The sequence below is a fragment of the Mesorhizobium sp. M0028 genome (genome assembly GCF_040323855.1).
Taxonomy (GTDB): Bacteria; Pseudomonadota; Alphaproteobacteria; order Rhizobiales; family Rhizobiaceae; genus Mesorhizobium.
The window spans coordinates 1-20362 of sequence record NZ_JAMYVG010000040.1 but is presented as its reverse complement, the minus strand read 5'-3'; the positions used below and the strand labels follow the sequence as shown (position 1 = coordinate 20362).

The window sequence follows — 20362 nt, the reverse complement described above, 5'->3', positions numbered from 1 at the left end:
CCCCCCCCCCCCCCCCCCCCCCCCCCCCCCCCCCCCCCCCCCCCCCCCCCCCCCCCCCCACCCCCCCCCCCCCCCCCCCCCCCCCGCCCCCCCCCCCCCCCCCCCCGGGCCTGTTCCATTTCATGGAGATCGACATGTTCGACTGGAACAGAAGCTGCTCCTATGACGAGCAGCAGAAGAGACGTTTTCACACGACAGCCCGTTCACGGCTGAAGAAACTCGCTAACGAACTTGCCCTGCCGCAGGAAGCTTCGACCTGCGCTCGAACAAGGCGGGCATAGCCGTTTCCGGTGAAATTACCCTGCACCATCACCGCGCCTACATCCAGGTCGGCCAGTTCGGTTTGTCCTCAGGTCCGGCATCCTGATCCGCACCTGCAAGGACCGCAAGGACTATACCGGCGGGGCCAACCACTTCGTCGCGCTCGGCATGCTCGACGATATCCCGGCGCTCGCCGCCGCCGTCCGTGCCATCACCGGGGTTGGTCGAGACGCTTCGCCTTCCTCCGAACGACGCGCCGCCTGAACCCTGCAAACCCCATCATCGCCGGTGCACACGCTGGCCGCAGGCTCGGCCAGTCGACAGCCACAACATCACCAAGCACTTGCGACGACGCGGTTCATGCCGCGCGCGGCCGACCCGCGTTCAGGAGAACCCCATGACCGCACATCCACCCTTCAGGAAGGTGCTCGACGGCGTCGCCACCCGCGAGCAGATGTTCCAACTGTTCAGCCGACACAAAGATACTCCCGGCATCGATCTGCTTTCCGGCACTCCCTATTCAGGCGAGTGGTTCCAGATCACCGCGTCAGAATACCATTTCATGCTCGATTTGCTGCCGCCGCTCTTCAAGCGCACCGGCATGTTCGGCATGTCGGAGTTCAAGGCCGGCAACGTGACCAGCGTATTCTTCGCGATCCGGATCCGGGGCCGCGAACGCTGTTTTCATGGCTTTTGCGACCTCACGGATCGGCAATCCCCGGATACAAGATGCGCGCCGCAATCATCGCCCACGAGACCGGCGCGAGCGACAGCATGACCCGCGCGGAAAAGCTCGAGGCGATCTGGAACGCGACGCATCCCGACTTCAGGGGGATCGCCGGCGAGATCAATCCCCACACCTGGCCCGCGGACCACCGTGGCAAACGCGTCGTTCTCGTCAACAACGGTGGCCACGAACGATCCTGAAACTGCTCGAAGACCTGTCGGACGACGAGATCGACAGCCGCTTGCCGGCAACTCGCGCACGAGGCGCCAGGAGGGGAGGAGACAACGATGCGGACCCCCCGTAAACACCCGCCAGGGGCCGGCAAGGACACCTATGGCGTACTCGACCTACACCGCAAGCCCCGGTGCCCCAGATCGCCGCCAATACCGGCGCACGCCCCCAGGAGCGCTAACGGTCGCCGATCTCGTACGTCCCGGCGACACGGTCGCCACCTCCTACAGCACCGGCGGGGTCGTCATCGAGGTGGAAGAGCACTTCTATGCGGCGCCGACGGGCGAGACGCTGTCACACTTCACGATTGTCTATGTGCCGCCCGATCGAACTACAAGGTACCGCGATTCCGATCGTCGCTGGATCAACGAATGTGTCGCCATCGGCGACCGCATCCTAATGCTGTTCGAGGCCAACACGGACGAGGTCTTCGTCCTCAGCCGTGCCCGACCGTCCCAACCTCCGCGATCCAGAACCATCCCAGCCGATGGGCCTTTCCAAAGTAGAGTTCGAGCGCTGGCTGCCGAAGGCGATCGCGGCAGTCGAGAAGGCCAGGGCGATTATCGAAGAACGCCGCGACCCGCCGGATGACTCGCCATAACAGCTAACATCCGACTTGATCTTCGTCAGCTCCCGCGCCGTTTCCGCGTCGATCGCAGCGAGATCGAGATTTCCCTAGATCGAACGCTGCCGCGCGGATTCGCCACGCTTCTTCTTCACCTCGACGATGAAGGGTCGGCTCTGCCGCTTCATTTATTGCACCACCTTCGGATGGGAATCGGTCCGTTGCGGGATCGGGTCACATCTACGCTGGCCAAGGCCTATCGTCCACCCAACGCAACCATCGACCGCGGTGCCGCCCTGGACGGACGCCGATGCGAAAGCCAACTCTCCAGCGTCTCGCTCGCCGATGCAACGCGGGGTTCGGACAGCTCGAATGGCATGCCGAGTTCAACGCTGACAACGATCAGGCGCCCACTGTGCTTACGCCGCGGATCTTCGCAAACCCACAGCATGGTCACCGAAAAAGACGATCGCTGGTCACCCCTCACCATACCGTCATGGTCCAAGACAACGGGGATCCTTGTCCAACGCATGTCTGAATCGATGGCCGCCAATCGATTCACGGCATTGATGGAAATCTGAGATGTCGTTCCCAGCCTATGGAAGGGCCGGCATCTCCCCGTCACCGACCCGCCAGGTCCACGCACCCATCTCCGGCCGGTTCGCGACCATATCCTGCAACGAAGCCTCGAATGTTTCGTCCGCACCGGCGGGGACGACAAAGAGCGCGATCGGCTGCTGCCTGTTCTGGAGCAAAGCGTTGGCGATCGGCTGGTCGGTTTGCAGGTCGTAGCGCAATCCCTTCACGCTCTTCTCGCGAAGGCGGGCGAGCGCGTCGACCAGCCGCTTCTCCGGAACCGTCTCGTAAGGAATCCAGTTCTCGGACACCACCATCAACGCGACCTCCTCGACAATGGCGAGACCGGCCGGGTTCAATCCGAAGGTCGCGATCACTATCAGATGTGAGCTGGAATCTGCTCCCCACAGCGACAATTCTTTCTCGAAACGTACCGGCAAACGCCGATGTAATGCATCGTCGATGATGAAGGGAAAACCGGGCAGGTGCCTGATGACGAGTTTCTGACCGGAGCGGGCAGGAACAATCTCTTTCACCTCGCCGACCAGGACCAGCAGCTTTCGTGGGCCGGATTTCGGCGGGAGCGCAGGTGCAAGAACCGCATTGCGACGCTGCTCGATCGCTTCCTTGTTCTCGGCGCGAAATGGCTCGGGCACGAACAGGATATCCGCGAGCGGCCCGCCCCTCACCGTCATTTGCCCGGCAGCCTCGAGCAGATGCCAGCGGACATTCCACCAATGTCGCTTGCCAGCCCATCGGGATGTCCAGACCGTCAATTCGGCCTCGTGCCACAGATAATGGAGGAGGCCACGCAGCGACATCCTCCTGGGGTCGGCGGCTACACTGGCGGAGCTCTGGCCAGCAGGCGCGGACGCTGCCCGGCTCCCCGTCTTCGACAGGCTGAAATCGAGTTTCAAAGCCGCCAAGCCGCTTTGCGGATCGAGCTGTATCGCGCTGCCCATCAAGGCGCCCAGGCCGGACAGCTCGTAAGGCGATTCATATGAATCACAGGATGGATCATGCCCGCCGCCGCTCAGCGGCATGCGCTTGATCAGGTGAAGGTCGCCGATGCGGGCGATGTACATCGGGCAGCCCGGCTCGCGGCACAGGCATAGCGGACGCTCGGTGCGGGCATAGGCGTTCGCCAGCGCCGCCTGCAGGTCAGGCGCTGCCTCCTCGTAGACCTCACTGCCAATTCTGAACCGTCGCATCACCTCCGCAGCTCCAGGTCGCCGCCGCATCCCTGTGCGCGCATCAAGTCATGGGTTTGCGCAGAGCGCAACCCGTTTGTTGGATCGGCGCCAGAGGCAGAGGGGAGCGGGGAGAAGCGCGGCCCGGCTGGCGCGGAGAGAGTGCCGGCGCGGGCGCCTCCCCTCTCGCGAAGGACATCTCCATGAACATCGTTTCGACCACACCTGCCGTTGCGCGGACTGCCGCTCCCCTCGACGCGCCGACGCCGGCCTCCATCAACAACGCCCAGGCAATCTATCAAGCGGCAATGCGGCTTCTGCCTTTCCTCGAGCAGGGCAAGCCTGTCACCACCGCCGCACTGCGCACCGCCATGACGACAGGTTTTGGCGGCAGCGATGCGCAAGGGTTCTGGGTCTGGAAGGACGCCTATGAGGCGCTCGAAGTCGCCCAGGTGCTGTTCTTGCGCCGGTTCGGCCCTGCGATCCTGTCCCGGTCCACCACGCCCCAGGCAACGCTGGCGATGATCAAGCGCATCGCCGACCTTCTTCCCACCCATACGCGACGGTCCGACGAGAGCCAGGCCATGCAGCAGCTGTCGACGCCCTTGCCGCTTGCCTTCGTGACAGCGCACGCCGCGGCGATCGCATCTTGCGACCTCGTTCTCGAACCCTCGGCCGGCACCGGTCTGCTCGCCGTCCATGCCGAGATGGCGCGCGCCTCGATCGCCCTCAACGAGCTTGCCGCGACGCGGGCCGATCTCCTCGGCCTGCTGTTTGCGCGCATGCCCGTCTCTCGGCACGACGCTGCCCATATCGACGATCATCTCGAACCTGCGATCAAGCCGTCCGTCGTCTTGATGAATCCGCCCTTCACCGTCGGCGCCTATGTCGACGGCCATGTCGCCGATGCGGCATGGCGGCACCTCTCCTCCGCATTCGCACGCCTGCGTCCGGGCGGGCGCCTGGTCGCCATCACCGGCACCGGGCTGTCTTCGGAAAGCCCCAAATGGCGGCCGGCCTTCGAACGGTTGCAGCAGCAGGGCACCATTGTCTTCACCGCAGCGATCGACGGCCGTGTCTATGCCCGCCATGGCACCACCACTGAGACCCGCCTGACAATTATCGACAAGGTACCGGCCACCGACCCGACCGGCTTCATCCGGTCGCCCGGCAAGGCCGCAGATGTCGAAACGTTGCTCTCCTGGATCACGGATCTGCCGCCCCGGACACCGGGCGGCTTTCCGGATTCGATCGGCGCTCTGTCGCACGGGATCCTGAGGAAGGCAGCAGCGCACATGGGTGCCCGATCGGGGGCGAGAGCCGCACCCCTCGCTGTCTCAACGGCTGCTCCGAAGGCCATCCAACCGTTCCGCCCGATTGCGCAGGCGAAACCCGCCCGCCAGGTCAAGGCAAACAGCACGCCGGCGGTCCCCCTCGCCTATGAGCTACGCGACTGGATGCCGGAGGAGGGCGGCCGGCTCACCGACACGATCTACGAACCCTACGCGCTCCAGTCGATCGACATTCCCCGCGCAAAACCGCATCCGACGCCGCTCGTGCAGTCGGCCGCAATGGCCGCCGTGGCGCCGCCAAAACCTTCCTATCGCCCGCTTCTTCCTGATGAGATCATCGACGAGGGCCTGCTGTCGGACGCCCAGCTCGAAAGCGTCATCTACGCCGGCGAAGCCCATTGCGGCTATCTCGCCGGGACCTGGACGGTCGACGAAACCTGCGATGTCGTCTCGGCCGCGCCAGAAGGTGCTGCGAACGCTGTCCGCTTTCGCCGTGGATGGTTTTTGGGCGATGGAACCGGCTGCGGCAAGGGACGGCAAGTCGCCGGCATCATCCTCGACAATTGGCTGCAGGGCCGCCGCCGTGCAATCTGGATTTCCAAGTCGGACAAATTGCTTGAGGACGCTCAGCGCGATTGGGCGGCACTTGGCCAGGAAAAACTCCTCGTCCAGCCACTGTCGCGCTATCGGCAGGGCACGCCGATCCGCCTTGCCGAGGGCATCCTGTTCACGACCTACGCCACGCTCCGCTCGCAGGAACGGGGAGGCAAGAAATCCCGGATAGCCCAGATCCTCGACTGGGTTGGACAAGAGGCGAGGGCCGAAGGCCCGGCGGGGACTGGAGAGAAGCCGGCGAGGAGGGACGAATGCCCGACGGGGAACAGAGAAAACTCGGCGGGAAGGAACGAAGGCCCGACGGGGATTAAAGAAAGCCAGACAGGGATTGGAGAAAACCAGTCGGGGGCCAAAAAATCTTTCGATGGCGTCATCATCTTTGACGAGGCGCACGCCATGGCCAATGCCGCTGGCGGCAAAAGCGAGCGTGGCGACGTCGCGCCCTCGCAGCAGGGCAGGGCGGGGCTGCGGCTGCAGCACGCCCTTCCCGACGCGCGCGTCGTCTACGTTTCCGCGACCGGTGCGACCGCCGTCGAGAACCTCGCCTATGCGCAGCGTCTCGGCATCTGGGGCAGCGAGGATTTTCCATTCGCCAACCGAGCCGAGTTCGTGGCAGCAATCGAGGACGGCGGTGTCGCGGCGATGGAAGTGCTCGCCCGCGATCTCAAGTCGCTTGGCCTCTATACGGCGCGTTCGCTCTCCTATGACGGTGTCGAATACGACTTGCTCGAGCATGAGCTGACCGACGAGCAGATTCGCATCTACAACGGCTATGCGGACGCCTTCCAGGTCATCCACAACAACCTGACCGCCGCACTCGAGGCGACCAACATCACCAGTGAGTCCGGCACGCTGAACCGCAACGCCAAGGCGGCGGCGCGCTCGGCGTTCGAGAGCACCAAGCAACGTTTTTTCTCGCATTTGATTACCTCGACGATGACGCCGACCCTGATCGGCGCGATCGGACAGGATCTTGCCGATGGCCATTCGGCAGTCGTGCAGATTGTCTCGACGGGCGAAGCGCTGATGGAACGACGCCTTGCCGAGATCCCGACCGAGGAATGGTCGGACCTGCATGTCGACGTCACGCCGCGCGAGTATGTCGGCGGGTACTTGATGCACTCCTTCCCCACCCAGTTGTTCGAGGAATATTCGGACGCCGAAGGCTATGTCTGTTCGCGGCCTGTCCACGACGAAGATGGCAACCCGGTTCAATGCCGGGAGGCTGTTCGCCGGCGCGACGAGATGATCGAAAAACTCGCATCGCTGCCGCCGGTCGGTAGCGCGCTCGATCAGATCATCCATCACTTTGGCGCCGACACCGTCGCCGAGGTGACCGGCCGGTCCCGCCGCATCGTGAAGAAGACCGGCCGCGACGGCATCGACCGGCTTGCCGTCGAGAATCGCCCTGGCTCGGCCAATCTCGCCGAGACCCAGAGCTTTATGGATGACGAGAAGCGCGTGCTGATCTTTTCGGACGCCGGCGGTACCGGCCGTTCGTATCACGCCGATCTCGGGGTCAGGAACCAGAGGCTGCGCAAGCACTATCTGCTCGAGGCCGGCTGGCGCGCGGACAACGCCATCCAGGGTCTCGGGCGGACCCACCGCACAAATCAGAAGCAACCGCCGCTGTTCCGGCCCATGGCCGCCAATGTGAAGGCCGGCAAACGCTTCCTGTCGACGATCGCCAGGCGGCTTGACACGCTGGGCGCGATCACGCGCGGCCAGCGCCAGACCGGCGGGGCAGGGCTGTTCCGTGCCGAGGACAATCTCGAAAGCCCCTACGCGCGGGCCGCACTTCGCCAATTCTACATGCTGCTGCATCAGGGCAGGATCGAGGGCTGCTCGCTCACGACCTTCGAGACCGTGACCGGCCTGTCGCTGACGACTGACGAGGGCGGGCTGCGCGACGAACTGCCGCCGATCACGACCTGGCTCAATCGCCTGCTGGCGCTGCGCATCGAAACCCAGAACCTGCTGTTCGAGGTGTTCGAGCAGTTGATGGCGGCGAAGGTCGAGGGCGCGATCGCTGCCGGCTCCTATGACAAAGGTCTGGAGACGATCACGGCGGAGAGCATCGTCGTCACCGATCGCCGCACCGTCTACTCGCACCCGGTCTCGGGCGCGCAGTCGCATGTGCTGACCGTCGCGCGCAAGGACCGTACACGGCCGCTCAGCCTCGTCGACGCGCTGGCCATCGTCCGGGCGGAACCGCAAGCGGTTCTGTTGGTGAACACGCGATCGAACCGCACGGCGATCCGGGTTCCCACGGCGAGCCTGATGCTCGACGACGGAACCGTCGAACACCGAGTGCGCCTGCTGCGGCCGACGGACGAACTGCGCTTCGGTCTCGACGCCCTTGCCGAGACCCACTGGCAGCCCGCCGACCGAAAACTGTTCTGCGAGCTGTGGCAGGCAGAAGTCACCGCCGTCCCGGAGTTCACCACCAGCACCTTTCACATCGTGACGGGTCTGCTGTTGCCGATCTGGCGTCGGCTGCCGGATCATGATTGTCAGGTCTACCGGATCCAGACCGATGCCGGCGAACGCATCATCGGTCGTCACATCGCGCCGACTCTTTTCGCGACCATGTTGCGCAATCTGGGGTTCGACGATGTACCCAAGCTCGCGCCGGAAGATGCCTGGACCGGGCTTGTCGACGGACGGATCGGACTGCAACTCGCCGATGGCCTGATTCTGCGCCGCAGCCGCGTCATGAACGACTACCGTGTCGAATTGATCGGCTTCATCGATGCCATGGTTCCCCGGCTGAAGGCGCTGGGACTGATCGCCGAGATCATCTCCTGGAAGCTCCGGCTGTTCATCCCGACGACCGAGGAAGGGTCCTCCATCCTCGCCTCCCTCTTCGATCGCCACACGCTGGTTGGCGTCACCGACCGTACCTCGGCGGCTTGAGGGGAGGCGATCATGACCGCCTCGGCCTCCGAGCTGGCACGCCGCCTTGGCGATCATGCCGAGGCGGTGTGCCGCGAATATCTCTCCAAGGGCCATCGCTCGGGCAATTACTGGATGGTCGGCGATGTCCGCAACACACGCGGCCGTTCCATGCATGTGCGGCTCAAGGCGGTTGGCGGCAAGGCAGCCGGAAAATGGGTCGACGAGTCATCGGGAGAATATGGCGACCTGCTTGACGTCATCGAGCAGAGCTGTGGTCTGGTCGACTTCCGCGAGGTCGCGGATGAAGCACGTCGCTTCCTCTCCATGCCGCTGCCACCGCCCCAAGCTCCTGACGCGCGGCGCCAGCTAGCCGCGAAACGCGGCTCTCCCGACGCCGCGCGTCGCCTGTTCGGCATGTCCCAGCCGATCGCCGGCACGTTGGCCGAACGCTATCTTGCCGGCCGCGGCATTCTGCTCTCCCCACGTGAGCGTGCCCTGCGCTTCCATCCCGGCTGTTACTACAGAGATCTCGTAACGGGCGAGACGCGGACGCTTCCTGCGCTGATTGCCGCTGTCACCAACCTCAACGGGCAGACCACAGGCCTGCAACGCACCTGGCTCGATGCTTCGGGCAACGGCAAGGCGCAGCTCGCCGATCCCCGCCGCTCGCTCGGGCATCTTCTTGGCAACGCCATATGGCTCGGCCACCAGCCCGGTGCGCCCGTCATGGCCGCCGGCGAGGGGTTCGAGACGATGGCGTCGCTCCGGACGGTGATGCCGGCGCTGCCGGTTGCCGCCGCCACTTCGGCCAATCACCTCGCCGGCCTGACCTTGCCGCCTGGCTGCCGTCGCCTCTACATCGCGGCCGATGCCGATGCCGCCGGCCGGCACGGCATCGAGCGTCTCAGCCAGCGAGCCGGCGAAGCCGGGATCCTCGCCCTGGTGTTGCGGCCGCAGCTCGGCGATTTCAACGACGACCTGCGTCATCTCGGCCCGGCCCATCTCGCGGCATGGCTCAGTGACCAGCTCGTCCCGGAGGATGCCCGTCTCTTCCTGCCGCCCGGATGAATGGGTCGGGCCGGCACGCGGGCCGGCGCGGCGTCGCCGGACAGCCTGCAGACATGGCGGCGCTCCACCAGAGAGGCCGCGCCCGCGGCCTGCCCGAGAGGCGACCCCTGCCACGCCCCGGTCACGGCCGCAACGGCGGCGCCGTGCGCCCCGTGGGCGCCCGCCGGCGGGGGGGGCGCCGCCGGGGTGGGGGGGGGGGGGGGGGGGGGGGGGGGGGGGGGGCGCGGGGGGGGGGGTGGTGGGGGGGGGGGCTCGGGGGCCGGGCTGGGGGGGCGGGGGGGGGGGGGCGGGGGCCGGGATGCGCTGTCAGGCCGCGATGGGCGCGGCCACAACCGACGGAGACACGCCGTGACCTACGAGCTTCCTCTCGACGACGCCTACGAGCCCTACCACGCCTCCTCGCCGACCGACCGCGTCATCCTCGAACTGCAGATGTACGGCCACCGTCCGCATCAGGACGAACCTGATCCTCGGCCACTTCCCGACGACGAGGTGATCCGGACTGGCCTCGCCGGGATCGTCGAGACCTTGGCCGGCATGCTCGGCGACACCAGGCTCGAACCCGATCTCGACGACCTGCTCTGGTCGTTCGCAAACGTCTTCCACCGTGCCGCCGAGCGCGTCGCCCGCAGCCTCGACCGCAACGAGGAGGCCCAGCGCTTGAGCCAGCAGGAACAGGACGGTTCCGAGGTGAAGTCGGTCGAGCTGGAACGGCTCACCGCCGAGGGCATCACCTACATCGAGCGCCGCAACGTGCTGGAAATCATGCGCGATGAGGCTGCCGACCTCTACGAGGCACAAACCGGATCGGCATGGCGGCCGCGCACCGGCTCCAAGGTCTCCCACCAGGCGATGACCGCTTCGGTGATCGACTCCAGAGACTTCCTCGCCGCCCGCCGCCACGCCGAAACCGAGGTGCTCGTTCCTGCCGGCACCAAGATTGCCTTCGCCGGTGGTCTCGACTGCAACGATCACGACCGGATCTGGAACGCGCTCGACAAGGCCCGCGAGAAGCATCCCGACATGGTCCTGCTCCACGGCGGCAGCCCGCGTGGCGCCGAACGCATCGCCGCCTGCTGGGCCGAGAACCGCAAGGTCACCCAGATCGCCTTCAAGCCGGACTGGACCCGGCACGCCAAGGCGGCTCCGTTCCGCCGCAACGACCAGCTTCTCTCGGTGGTGCCCTACGGCCTGATCGTCTTTCCCGGCTCCGGCATCACCGAGAACCTTGCCGACAAGGCGCGTCGGCTCGGCATCCCCGTGTGGCGGTTCGCGGAGGACGGCGCGTGAGCGCCGTTTTCTTGCAAATCTAGAAAATCCAGATAATATGGAGATCGATAAGGAGTCCAGCCATGCGCCAGTTCACGACGGGGGATCTCAACAAGCAGGTTGGCGACGTCACCGACGTTGCCAGCCGCGAACCCGTTATTCTTACCAAGCACCGGAAACCCCGGTTCGTGCTGATGAGTTACGAGCACTACGAACGGATGCGCATCGGCGGCGATCCCCGCCGCGCATACCGTGTCTCCGAGATGCCGGAGGAACACACGGAACTCTTCGCCGCCGAGATCGACCGATTGGCGCGCGGGGAAGGATACGATGAGGAGCGGTAGATTCCTGCCTGGTCAGGTGATCTCCTACCCGTATCTTTGGGCATGGCAACACGAGCGCGGCGAAACGGAAGACCGCAAGAGCCGGCCCACCTGCGTGGTCATCGCTGTCCGCGGCGCAAGAGATGGCCTGACCCATCTCGCGCTCCTGGCGATAACCACCCAGCCACCAACCAGCGATCGGGTCGGTTTGGAAATCTCCACTATCGAGTGCCGCCGCGCCGGTCTGACCGATCTCAAACGCTGCTGGATCGTGGTTGACGAATACAACTACGATATTGCCGAACGCTCCTGGTACATCGAAGCCGACGGTAAGCCCCTCGGTCGTTTCAGCAAGGCATTCATGATGAAAATCGCAGGCGCCTTTATCGAAGGGCGCAGCGAGGGCCGCCGCGTCAGCCGTCTGGATTGACGTTCTCTTTCGCGGCCATGCGCTCGATCCAGGACGTGAGCCTCTGGCTGGCCGACAAAGACCACTAGCTCCAAGCGCGAAGCGCAACTAGCCAGATGCGCGTAGCGCCTCCGGCAGCTGCAGGATCCGGGCGCGCCGGCCTGCGGCCGGCCGGGCTCTCGTCGCGGCGTCCCGCCGCTTCCCGAGCCAGCTTTGCCGTCTCGGCCTTCGGGTGACGATCCCTCGCGCAGGGCCAGGGGAGAGGGCGGCCGGCGCGGGGCGGGGGACGCGGGAGAGAAGGGAAAGTCACCATGTCGATGATATTCATAGGTGGATCACGCGACATATTCGAGCTGCCGGAACCTGCCATCGCTCGCATCGGCGCAATCGTTGCTGCCGAGCACGGCGTGCTGGTTGGCGACGCGCCTGGAGCCGATGCCGAGGCGCAGGGCCTGCTCGCCGGCTACAAGTACGAGCACGTCGGGGTCTTCCATGCCGGCAAGGAACCCCGCAACAATCTGGGCGACTGGGCCGCCTACCATGTTCCTTCTCCTGAAGGAGCTCACGAGCACTGGTTCCACGCCGCCAAGGACCGGGAGATGGTGCGGCGCGCCGACTTTGGGATGATGGTCTGGGACGGCGCATCACCGGGCACGGCCGTCAACGTGCTTCGGCTCGCCATCGCGAACAAGCCGTGCGTCATTTACGATCTGGCCAGGGGCCGGATGGCGACCACGTACAATGTGGAAGACTGGTGCGCGATGCTCCGCCATGCTGATCCGGACATTCGCCGCCAAGCCGAAGCCCGCATGACGCCGGATGAGCGTCTAACGTTGCCAGGATGATGGATGCGGTCCTGCCGACAGGCCCTGCGGGTTCAATCCGATATGTGATCCGGCTCCTCGCCGCCTAACCACTTGTATGAGCGGACGGAGCCGGCCCCTTTCGAAACCGGTCCACGCGCAGAGCCGCGGGGCGTTGTACGGATGGTTCATCTTGACCCGTCTCGCATCTGAAGCGGGTGAAAGTGTGCCGAACATCCTGGCTTGCTTGGTCATCCAACCTGGCTGCGAGGCATCGCCCAGAGGGCGTGAAGTTCGCTGCCAGTCGGCTCCGATCTCGAAACCGCTGTGACGCCATACCGAACGCGCTAGGCGGTTCACGCGCCATGCTGCTGTTTGAGGCATTGACGACGCAGGCGACATGACCCGAGAGGCTGCAGCCTGTTCCTGCGATCCGGCAGCATTGCGTCGGCGGTCAAGCGATGGCGGCCTGAGGTCTTGTCCATCTGCCGCATCCGGGGCCATTCCCGTTTCATGTCGCCTTTGTAGACGACCGCCTGCTTTGTGCGGTCAACCCCCGTTGGGGGTACACTCGGCGAATATTCAGGAAAATTCGATTTCTGTTTTTTGTCTGCGGGCAGGCGAAGGGCCTGCCCGCTATTTTTGGGCAAATAGAATTTTCCAGAATTTTCGCCGAGATGACCGCAGCAGGACGGCCCTCTCCTTTGGCGCCATCGGGAATGGTCCCGATGCAACCGAAGGAGAACTACCATGGCCACCACGATCGCAAACCTCACCACCAAGGCCGACGGCTCGATGGAAGGCGTCTTCGCCACGCTCCGGGTCAATGCCCCGATCACCCTCATCCCGAACACCAACAAGTCGCGCGAGGACGCCCCCGACTACCGGATCGTCAACAAGCGCACGGGCTTCGAGATCGGAGCCGGCTGGCACCGCATCTCCCAGCGTTCGGGCGAGGAATACCTCTCGGTCAAGCTGGAGGCCCCCGAGATCGGCGTCATCTTCGGCAATCTCGCTCCCGCCCCGGGTGGCGAGGAAAACAAGAAGGTCATCCTCTGGAACAACCCCCAGTGAGGCATTGGTGGCCGGCCCCTCGAGGGGCCGGCTTCCCCACCGGCAAAAGGAGGTTGCAATGAGCCGCTACACCATCACTGTCACTGGCACCGTCACCGGAAAAGTCCGCTCGGATCCAGACGCTGTCATCGGTTACGACCCACCGCTTCGCACCTACTTCCTGCAAGCGTTCCCCCACGAAGTGACCGACGAGTCCGCGCTCTGGCTTGGCACCCGCGATCACGCGTCCGAAGCGCTTGAGGATCTTCGCCATGCAGCCATCTCACACGGCTACGACTTCATGCCGCTGTCGCCCAAACTGACCGCAAAGCTGGTCGACGACAAAGCGGCAGCCAGCGGGCGTCCGGTGCGAGACGCAATCCTCGGCGAGGTGCTGAAACACCTCAACCAACCCAAGTAGGCAAACACGTCTCAAGGGCCCCCGACGGAGTGCTCCGTCGCGGGCCCTTTTTTTGCGCGTCGCAAAAGAGCCACGAACATCACCCGTCGCGGCATGCGATAGCGACTCCCGACCGCTGATTATTCCTTCGGCAGTTTGTGCTTATGAATGCGGATATAATCCTGCACAGCCTTTCGCAGCAGTTCGGTCATGCTGTGCCCGTTGCTGATCGCCAGCAACTTGAACTGCCGCTGCTCCGCAGCCGTCAGGTAGTAACCGCAGCGGATCATCTCCTCCTCGCGAATCTTCTTTCCGGCGATGGGGTCCTTTTTCTGACCCTGCCGCAGCAGCTTGCGAAAATCGGGCCCGGCTGCCGGGGACGGCTTTGTCGGTTCCTGCATCTGTGGCGTAGCTTGCTGCCTGGTCCCTGACGTCTCGACCTTTGGTGGGATGAACAGGCTCGGCAGCGCTGGCGGCTGCGTGGAGATGGCCTTCATCATGCGGGCTTTCTTGTCGTCACCGGGTTTCGGCGCGGTTTCTTCACTCATGCCGCGTTCCTTGTGGCTTCGATGAAGGTTTGCAGAAGGTCGTCAAAGACCCCTTCGCTCTCGGCAACCGCCTTCGCGTCAGGCAGCTCGGGGCTGTAAAGGGTCTGCCCGGTCTGAAGGTCGCGGTAGGCAACGCGATTGTGCAGGACGTGTTCTGCAATGGGCGTGCCGTTGGCCTGGATGATGGCGCGCAGTTCGGTCAGAGCTCGCGCCCTGCCATCGATGATGGTCTGCTTGGTCAGCACGAATATCGCTGGCAACGGTCTCCCCCGGCTCTCGACCGCCAGTGGGATGTAGTGGTCGGTGATCTGGATGGCGGCGGTCACATCGTCGAGGGCAAAATAGACCGGCACGACGACAATATCGGCGGCGAAGAGCCCGGCCATGAGGTTATCGTTTGTGGTGCCTTCCGTATCGATCAAGACGACCGAGCGTTCACCGTTGTGAGTGGCTGCCGCGCGGAGGATTTCCTGCGGGGTCATCGCGCTCACTATCTGGAGCGTGTCAGGACAATTGCCAGCGTCGCCCAGCATCTGGAACCAGCGATTCATGTTCTGCCGCCGATCGCCGTCGATAAGGGTGACCGAATAGCCCCGATGCAGCGCGACGGATGCGAGGGCGCGCAGCATCGTCGATTTGCCAGTGCCGCCCTTGGGGATCGCAGCGGATATGATCATGGGGGCCTCCTTCCGGCGTTGTCTCCTTGTTTCCATGTTAACATGGAAACAAGTCAACATGGAACAATATCACGGTCGAGACATGGTGACATAGTCAACGGGGAAGACTGGTTTGGCAACCCAGGCGCGCACCAATAAGGGCTCGTTCACGGTGCGGTTTTTGCGCAGCTGCTATCTGCAGCGAAGGAATAGGTCCGGTGGCCCATCGACTGCGCATTTCCGACTACGCATCAGAGGGCGGATGTTTCCATGTTAACATGGAAACAAGTCCTCAACGCATCATAGACACACTACATCAAGTCACGATGGAAACACATCGCGACCGGCCCGCTGCGGTTGACAACTGGGCTGGTGAGAAAGGAACGTCGGCTTTGTCCTTTTCCATCTCCTCTGGCAGGATAGCCTATTTTGTGATACACACAAAATAGGCGGCGCGGCCCTGTCGGGCCTTAGCGCCCGCAAGCGGGCTTGAGAGATGGATGCAGGCGCCCAGAAAGCAGCGGTACAGAACGCGTCACGACGCTACGGCGAGGTGACGCACATCCGGTTTTCGGCTGACGAGCTGGCCAACCTTAAAGCCATTGCGGAGCGAGACGGCGTTACCGTCAGCGAGGTCGTCCGGCGTCTGGTGCGGGCAGAGGTCGGGCATCTGCCTATCGCATCAGAGGCGTTGCGGCCGGCGATCGTGGACATGACCGATCAGCTGCGGCGCGTTGGCATCAATTTCAATCAGGCCGTGCGCGCCATGAACGACGGCCGTGTTGCCCACGATGAGGATCTTGAACAGGCGCTGGTCGCCGTGGGCAACCTGGTGCGGCAGTTTCGCGAGGAACTGAAGGCGATGACTGGCGGGTCACGCAAGGCGAGGGAGGCCAGGCCATGAGCGGTCGTCTTGCTGGCTACGCGGCCGAAATCGAACGCTATCTGCGGGGCGAGTCCGGCGTGAAGCGTGAGGAGCTCGACGACGACAAGTCCGTGACGGGCATCCGACGCGCGGCCGGTGAATTCCAGGTGATGAAGAGTTATGAGCGGACCGGTGGCGGCGGACGCCTCGGGCAAGGAGGCGGCTCGACGGCAGGTGGCGGCAGGAGCGCCCATTGTTCGTCGCCGGGAGGATTGGGGGCGGCGGGGAGCTCCATGTCCAGCAGGGCACCGAAGTCCACTGCTGCTGCGAGTTCGCCCAAGGCCGCTAGCGCGCCGATCATGATCTATGGCGTCACGCTCGCCGGTTTCCGGCCGGAAGAGGAGGAGGAAGACTGGAAGCGGCGCGGCGGCGGTGGTCGTGGTGCTGTTCGTCCGAGCGGTACGGCACGAGCGGCGCGGACGGGCTATCAGGCGCGGGCCGTGGCGGCACGGGCAGGCTATGCGGCGGGCGCGCAGCCTGCCGTGTTCAAGGTCATGCCCAATCCGCCATCGACCAAGGAAGCTGCCGCCCGGCTGCTCAATTACATCGGGAAGCGCGAGGACGAAAAAGGCGAGAAACACGACATCGAGATTTTCGACGAGGACGGGCAGGTGCTTGCGACAGGTGCCGCAAGAAAGGCGTTCCTGGAATCGTTTTGCGAGACGTTCGAACCGCCCTTGGAAAACACCAATTTTATCGAGGTTCGCTTCGATCTCGCTAGCGAGGTCACCGATGCCGCCTTGAGCGAGGCGCTGAGCAAGGCCTTCGGGGCAAAACCGTTCATCTATGCGCAGGATGGACAGACGGTGGAGGTTTACGCGCATACCGATGAGCGGGCCGGACCGCTTGCCAAGGTGCTCGCCGGCGGTCGGGAAAAAAATTCGCGCAGCAAGGCGCTCGACAAGATCGAAGCGCGCCTGTCTGAAGCCATGGGCGAGGCGGGGGTGGTCGCCAAGGCAGAGGTAACGGCGGCCGTGAGCCGTGAACCCAAAGCGAAATATTTCCTGCAGAAGTTCATCCGCACCCACAGCCACATCCGCCACGCAAATGGCGAGCCTGTGCCTGCTGTGAAAAGCTCCACCAAGGCGGCGGCTTCGATCTATGAACAATGGCGCCCGCAGTTTTCGGGGCGTGAGCGGCGCAATGCCTATCACCTGCTTTTCTCGGCAAGAGCCGGCACCGATGCCAACGCCGTCATGGCTGCGGCGCGCGCCGTGCTCGAGGAGCGAGCGCCAGGATACAAGTTCGTCCTGGCGCATCACAAGGACACCAAGCACGTCCATATCCATGCGATGGTGCAGGCACGCTCTGCCGACGGCGAGCGCCTCAAATTCAACAAGCCAGATCTGGTGGCCTGGCGCGAGGCCTTTGCTGAAAAGGCACGCGAGAACGGCATTGCGATGGTGGCGACGCGGCGCATGGACCATGCGATGACGCGTCCGTTCACGAAGGAGCATGCCGGAGCCTACAGCCGCGCCCAGAGCGATCCGCGCTACCAGGTCAGCGCCAGGACGATCGAGCGGGTGGAGGCCAAGCGGCAACGCCGTTTGGATGGGCAATCCCTTGTCGTGAACGGCGATGCTATCGCTGCCGCATGGCAAAAGACTGTGACGACGATGCGGGCCGCGGGCGTAGTCGGTCAGGCTCTCACGGCAGCGGAGTCGATCGGCAACAATTTTCTGCAGTTCCGTCGCGACCGGACAGGGGAGGGGCAGCCAGGTCCTGCCGCGGGTCGCGGAGCTGATCAATCGGGGCAAAAGTCTTTCCTGTCCCATCCCGGTATGAGAGAATTGAATGCACTGCTAGGAGATTTGAACATGGCGCAAACCCCCTTGGAAATGCGGCGTCAGATGGCCCGCGTCAATCAGGCTCTGGACAACATGCGCGAGACGCTGCCGCCGGCCCATCAAGGACAGTTCGAACAGTATCGTGAAGAGGTGAACGACAAGATGCACGACCGTCTCGCGCGGCTACAATTCGAGCGGCAGCAGCAGCGTCGTGGTGGTGGCGGTGGCGAGCCGATCCCCGAGCGCGAGCCGCGAGGGCGAGACCTTCCAACTCGAGACGATCCCCGCGAGCCGGAGCAGCCGCGCACCGGCACCGAGCAGGAGAAGGTGGCAGCCAAGCAGAAGGACGCCAACAAACAGAAGGCACGGCAGTCGGAAGAGCAGGACCGCAAGACCCAGCGCTCAAATGATAACGATTACGAGCGCTGAGCCGAGCTCACTGCCGCCTGCGGCTAAAGAGACCGAGAGTGTTAGTGACCTCATGTGCGAGGCCCATTTGGCGCCTACGAGATTCAGGATGATGGCCACGCAGATCTCACGCCGCGCATGATCTTGAAATCTGCTTTGTGCCGCATTGCAGGATGGACCGAAGCTAAGGCTGTGACAGGCTGGTTTTCAGGTCCGTCCAGGTAACCGCAGCGCCATTGGATCGATCGGTGACGGGCTCGAAGCCCGGTCGTAAGTTTGCTGATGGGTTAGGGTCCGGACTCATAACCGTCGGTCGACTGCGCTGGCGGCTCTGGTTGCCGTTAATCGCGGGGCGCTGAGCGGGGCTCGATAGGATCAACCGAACCTGCGATACTCAAGGCAATCTGTTGGAGTGATGATGCGCATCGTAACCCGTCTCACTGATCGGCTTAAACTGCAGCATCCGATCATCAGCGCGCCGATGGCATTCGCATCGGGCGGGGAACTCGCAGGTGCGGTCAGTTCAGCCGGAGGGCTTGGTCTTATCGGCGGCGGCTATGGCGACGCTGATTGGCTGACGCGAGAGTTCGAGCGATCTGGCAACCGACCTGTCGGCTGCGGCTTCATAACTTGGTCACTCGCCAGGAACCCGCGCCTGCTCGATAAGGCCTTGGAGCGGCGACCAAGTGCGATTTTCCTATCCTTTGGCGACCCGGCGCCTTTTTCGCCGGCGATACGGGCCGCCGGGGTCCCCTTGATCTGCCAGGTCCAGAGCCTCGACGACGCGCGCCGCGCTCTTGATGCCGGAGCCGACATTGTCGTCGCCCAAGGCGCGGAAGCCGGCGGTCACGGTGAGAAGCGAGCGACATTCACATTTGTTCCGGAGGTCGCGAACTTGGTACGGCGACGGGCGCCGGACACGCTCATCTGCGCGGCCGGTGGCATCGCCGATGGTCGTGGGCTTGCAGCGGCGCTGATGCTTGGCGCTGATGGCGTCGTGATGGGATCACGTTTCTGGGCCTCGTTGGAGGCTCTCGTTCATCCAAATCTGCACCAGGCTGCCCTTGCCGCGACCGGAGACGACACGGTTCGAACCTCGGTGATGGACCTAGCGCGCCGCCTGGATTGGCCATCGCGGTTTTCACTGCGCGTTCGGAAGAATGCTTTTACGGAAGCCTGGCACGGCAATGAGGCCCATCTCCTCGCCGACATTGACGCGCAGTCCGCTGCCTACCGGGAAGCGTGGGCAAGCGGCGATCCCACAATAGCCGCGATCATGATTGGTGAGGCCGCCGGCCTCATCCACGACATCGAGCCGGCGAGTGACATACTCCTTCGCACCGTTTCTGAAGCGATCACCCTGCTTCAGGGCGCAAGTTCGCTTCTGTTTGTCGAGGACAACTGTCACAGCCAGTAACTGACCGTAGCGGCTAGGCAGACGGCAGCGAGGAAGTTCGTGGCCGATCGATCGTATCTGGTGGCGATGCGGCGGAAATCCTTGAGCCGTCCGAACATGCGCTCGATGGCGTTGCGATCACGGTAGAGGAACGGGGAGAAGCAGTTCTTCCAGCGCCGGTTGGCTTCGGCGGAATGTTCGGCATCGCCCCTTTAGCCTAGACCTGTGGCGAATGGCATTGGTATCATAGCCCTTGTCGGCGTGCAGGATCGGGCTCTTGGGCATCTGCTCCAGAAGCAAATCTCCGGCGCTGCAATCGGCGACCTGGCCACCGGTCAAGAGGAAAGCGATCGGGCGGCACAGGCCATCGGTCAGGGCGTGGATCTTCGTGGTTCGCCCACCGCGCGACCGGCCGATCGCCTGATTTTGCTCCCCCCTTTGCCGCCAGAAGCGCAGCGATGCGCCTTCACGGCCGAAGAGTCGATCAGGACCTCAGCCGGAGGACCGCCAGCCGAGGCCAGGGCGTGGAAGATGTCGACCCAAACGCCTTTGGCAGCCCATCGGACAAAGCTATTGTAGAGCGTCTTTCTCGGCCCGTAGACTTGCGGGGCATCGACCCAGCGGCCGCCGGACTTGAGGACATGGACGATGCCGCTAATCGCTCGGCGGTCATCGACTCTTGGCTTGCCGCGCGTGTCGGTTGGCAGCAGCGCCTGCGGCCGCGAAACCTGCTCCTCCGTCAGCCAGAAATAATCGCGATTCATTTGTGGCCTCCCTTTGGAGACCGTGACTCATAAAACCACCGTCAGTGGAATCCCTTTATGGGTCCGGATCCTAGCCTGAAAAATTCATGGGGGTTGGTGGATGTGGCGCAAGCCGTTGAAATGACGTAGGATTTGGTTGCTTAAGCCGATCCGAACCATTTCCCGGAGACCACACCCACCATGAACGATCTTGCGCTG

Annotated in this window: 17 protein-coding genes and 1 pseudogene; 14 read left to right on the top strand and 4 right to left on the bottom strand. The window is 63.9% G+C overall.

Annotation, left to right across the window (positions count from 1 at the left end; genetic code table 11):
• Positions 1-685: 685 nt before the first annotated feature.
• The 3 genes from NKJ93_RS33135 to NKJ93_RS33125 all read left to right on the top strand — a co-directional run bounded on the left by NKJ93_RS33135 (position 686) and on the right by NKJ93_RS33125 (position 1810).
• A complete protein-coding gene (locus NKJ93_RS33135; protein WP_352468585.1) occupies positions 686-1039 on the top strand; it encodes a DUF1419 domain-containing protein in 354 nt (117 codons plus the stop codon).
• A complete protein-coding gene (locus NKJ93_RS33130; protein WP_352468584.1) occupies positions 1036-1188 on the top strand; it encodes a hypothetical protein in 153 nt (50 codons plus the stop codon). The genes NKJ93_RS33135 and NKJ93_RS33130 overlap by 4 nt, the downstream gene beginning before the upstream one ends.
• A gap of 133 nt (positions 1189-1321) precedes the next feature.
• Entirely contained in the window at positions 1322-1810 is a 489-nt protein-coding gene (locus NKJ93_RS33125; RefSeq protein ID WP_352468583.1) for a hypothetical protein, read from the top strand.
• A 570-nt stretch (positions 1811-2380) separates the two neighbouring features.
• On the opposite strand, the gene NKJ93_RS33120 is transcribed toward NKJ93_RS33125, so the two are convergent.
• Entirely contained in the window at positions 2381-3571 is a 1191-nt protein-coding gene (locus NKJ93_RS33120; RefSeq protein ID WP_352468582.1) for a DUF1173 domain-containing protein, read from the bottom strand.
• 182 nt (positions 3572-3753) lie between these two features.
• Between NKJ93_RS33120 and NKJ93_RS33115 the strand changes: the two genes are divergently transcribed.
• The 8 genes from NKJ93_RS33115 (at position 3754) to NKJ93_RS33080 (ending at position 13701) form a co-directional block, all read left to right on the top strand.
• Entirely contained in the window at positions 3754-8373 is a 4620-nt protein-coding gene (locus NKJ93_RS33115; RefSeq protein WP_352549791.1) for a strawberry notch-like NTP hydrolase domain-containing protein, read from the top strand.
• 12 nt (positions 8374-8385) lie between these two features.
• Positions 8386-9423: a DUF7146 domain-containing protein gene (locus NKJ93_RS33110; RefSeq protein WP_352468580.1), complete on the top strand. Its 1038-nt coding sequence runs from the start codon at positions 8386-8388 to the stop codon at positions 9421-9423.
• 348 nt (positions 9424-9771) lie between these two features.
• Positions 9772-10713, top strand: a complete 942-nt coding sequence (locus NKJ93_RS33105; RefSeq protein WP_352468579.1) for a DUF2493 domain-containing protein — start codon at positions 9772-9774, stop codon at positions 10711-10713.
• A 62-nt stretch (positions 10714-10775) separates the two neighbouring features.
• The gene (locus NKJ93_RS33100; protein WP_352468578.1) at positions 10776-11036 is read left to right on the top strand and encodes a type II toxin-antitoxin system prevent-host-death family antitoxin; all 261 of its coding nucleotides are present in this window, start codon (positions 10776-10778) and stop codon (positions 11034-11036) included.
• Positions 11023-11445 carry a hypothetical protein gene (locus tag NKJ93_RS33095; protein ID WP_031195560.1) on the top strand — a complete coding sequence of 141 codons (423 nt, stop codon included), beginning with the start codon at positions 11023-11025 and terminating at the stop codon, positions 11443-11445. Before NKJ93_RS33100 ends, NKJ93_RS33095 begins: the two co-directional genes overlap by 14 nt.
• Before the next feature lie 290 nt (positions 11446-11735).
• Positions 11736-12269, top strand: coding sequence for a TIR domain-containing protein (locus NKJ93_RS33090; protein ID WP_023723229.1), 534 nt, complete (start codon positions 11736-11738; stop codon positions 12267-12269).
• Positions 12270-12977: 708 nt separating this feature from the next.
• Entirely contained in the window at positions 12978-13301 is a 324-nt protein-coding gene (locus NKJ93_RS33085) for a DUF736 domain-containing protein (protein ID WP_006205585.1), read from the top strand.
• Between the two features lie 58 nt (positions 13302-13359).
• Complete coding sequence (locus tag NKJ93_RS33080; RefSeq protein WP_352468575.1) at positions 13360-13701, top strand: hypothetical protein; 342 nt, start codon at positions 13360-13362, stop codon at positions 13699-13701.
• 119 nt (positions 13702-13820) lie between these two features.
• Here NKJ93_RS33080 and NKJ93_RS33075 read toward each other — a convergent pair whose 3' ends face one another.
• Both NKJ93_RS33075 and NKJ93_RS33070 read right to left on the bottom strand, forming a co-directional pair.
• Positions 13821-14228, bottom strand: coding sequence for a hypothetical protein (locus NKJ93_RS33075; RefSeq protein WP_352468574.1), 408 nt, complete (start codon positions 14226-14228; stop codon positions 13821-13823).
• The gene (locus tag NKJ93_RS33070) at positions 14225-14905 is read right to left on the bottom strand and encodes a nucleotide-binding protein (RefSeq protein ID WP_352468592.1); all 681 of its coding nucleotides are present in this window, start codon (positions 14903-14905) and stop codon (positions 14225-14227) included. The genes NKJ93_RS33075 and NKJ93_RS33070 overlap by 4 nt, the downstream gene beginning before the upstream one ends.
• 475 nt (positions 14906-15380) lie before the next feature.
• Here NKJ93_RS33070 and NKJ93_RS33065 point away from each other — a divergent pair, with 475 nt between their 5' ends.
• The 3 genes from NKJ93_RS33065 to NKJ93_RS33055 all read left to right on the top strand — a co-directional run bounded on the left by NKJ93_RS33065 (position 15381) and on the right by NKJ93_RS33055 (position 19421).
• Positions 15381-15788 (top strand): hypothetical protein, encoded by a 408-nt coding sequence (locus NKJ93_RS33065; protein ID WP_023723225.1) that lies wholly within the window; start codon positions 15381-15383, stop codon positions 15786-15788.
• A gap of 59 nt (positions 15789-15847) precedes the next feature.
• Positions 15848-18025: a relaxase/mobilization nuclease domain-containing protein gene (locus tag NKJ93_RS33060; RefSeq protein WP_352593560.1), complete on the top strand. Its 2178-nt coding sequence runs from the start codon at positions 15848-15850 to the stop codon at positions 18023-18025.
• A gap of 397 nt (positions 18026-18422) precedes the next feature.
• Positions 18423-19421, top strand: coding sequence for an NAD(P)H-dependent flavin oxidoreductase (locus NKJ93_RS33055; RefSeq protein WP_036246111.1), 999 nt, complete (start codon positions 18423-18425; stop codon positions 19419-19421).
• Here the strand turns inward: NKJ93_RS33055 and NKJ93_RS33050 are convergent.
• Positions 19409-20164: pseudogene (locus NKJ93_RS33050) on the bottom strand (IS5 family transposase). The gene NKJ93_RS33055 and the pseudogene NKJ93_RS33050 sit on opposite strands and share 13 nt — an antisense overlap.
• Between the last annotated feature and the right edge of the window lie 198 nt (positions 20165-20362).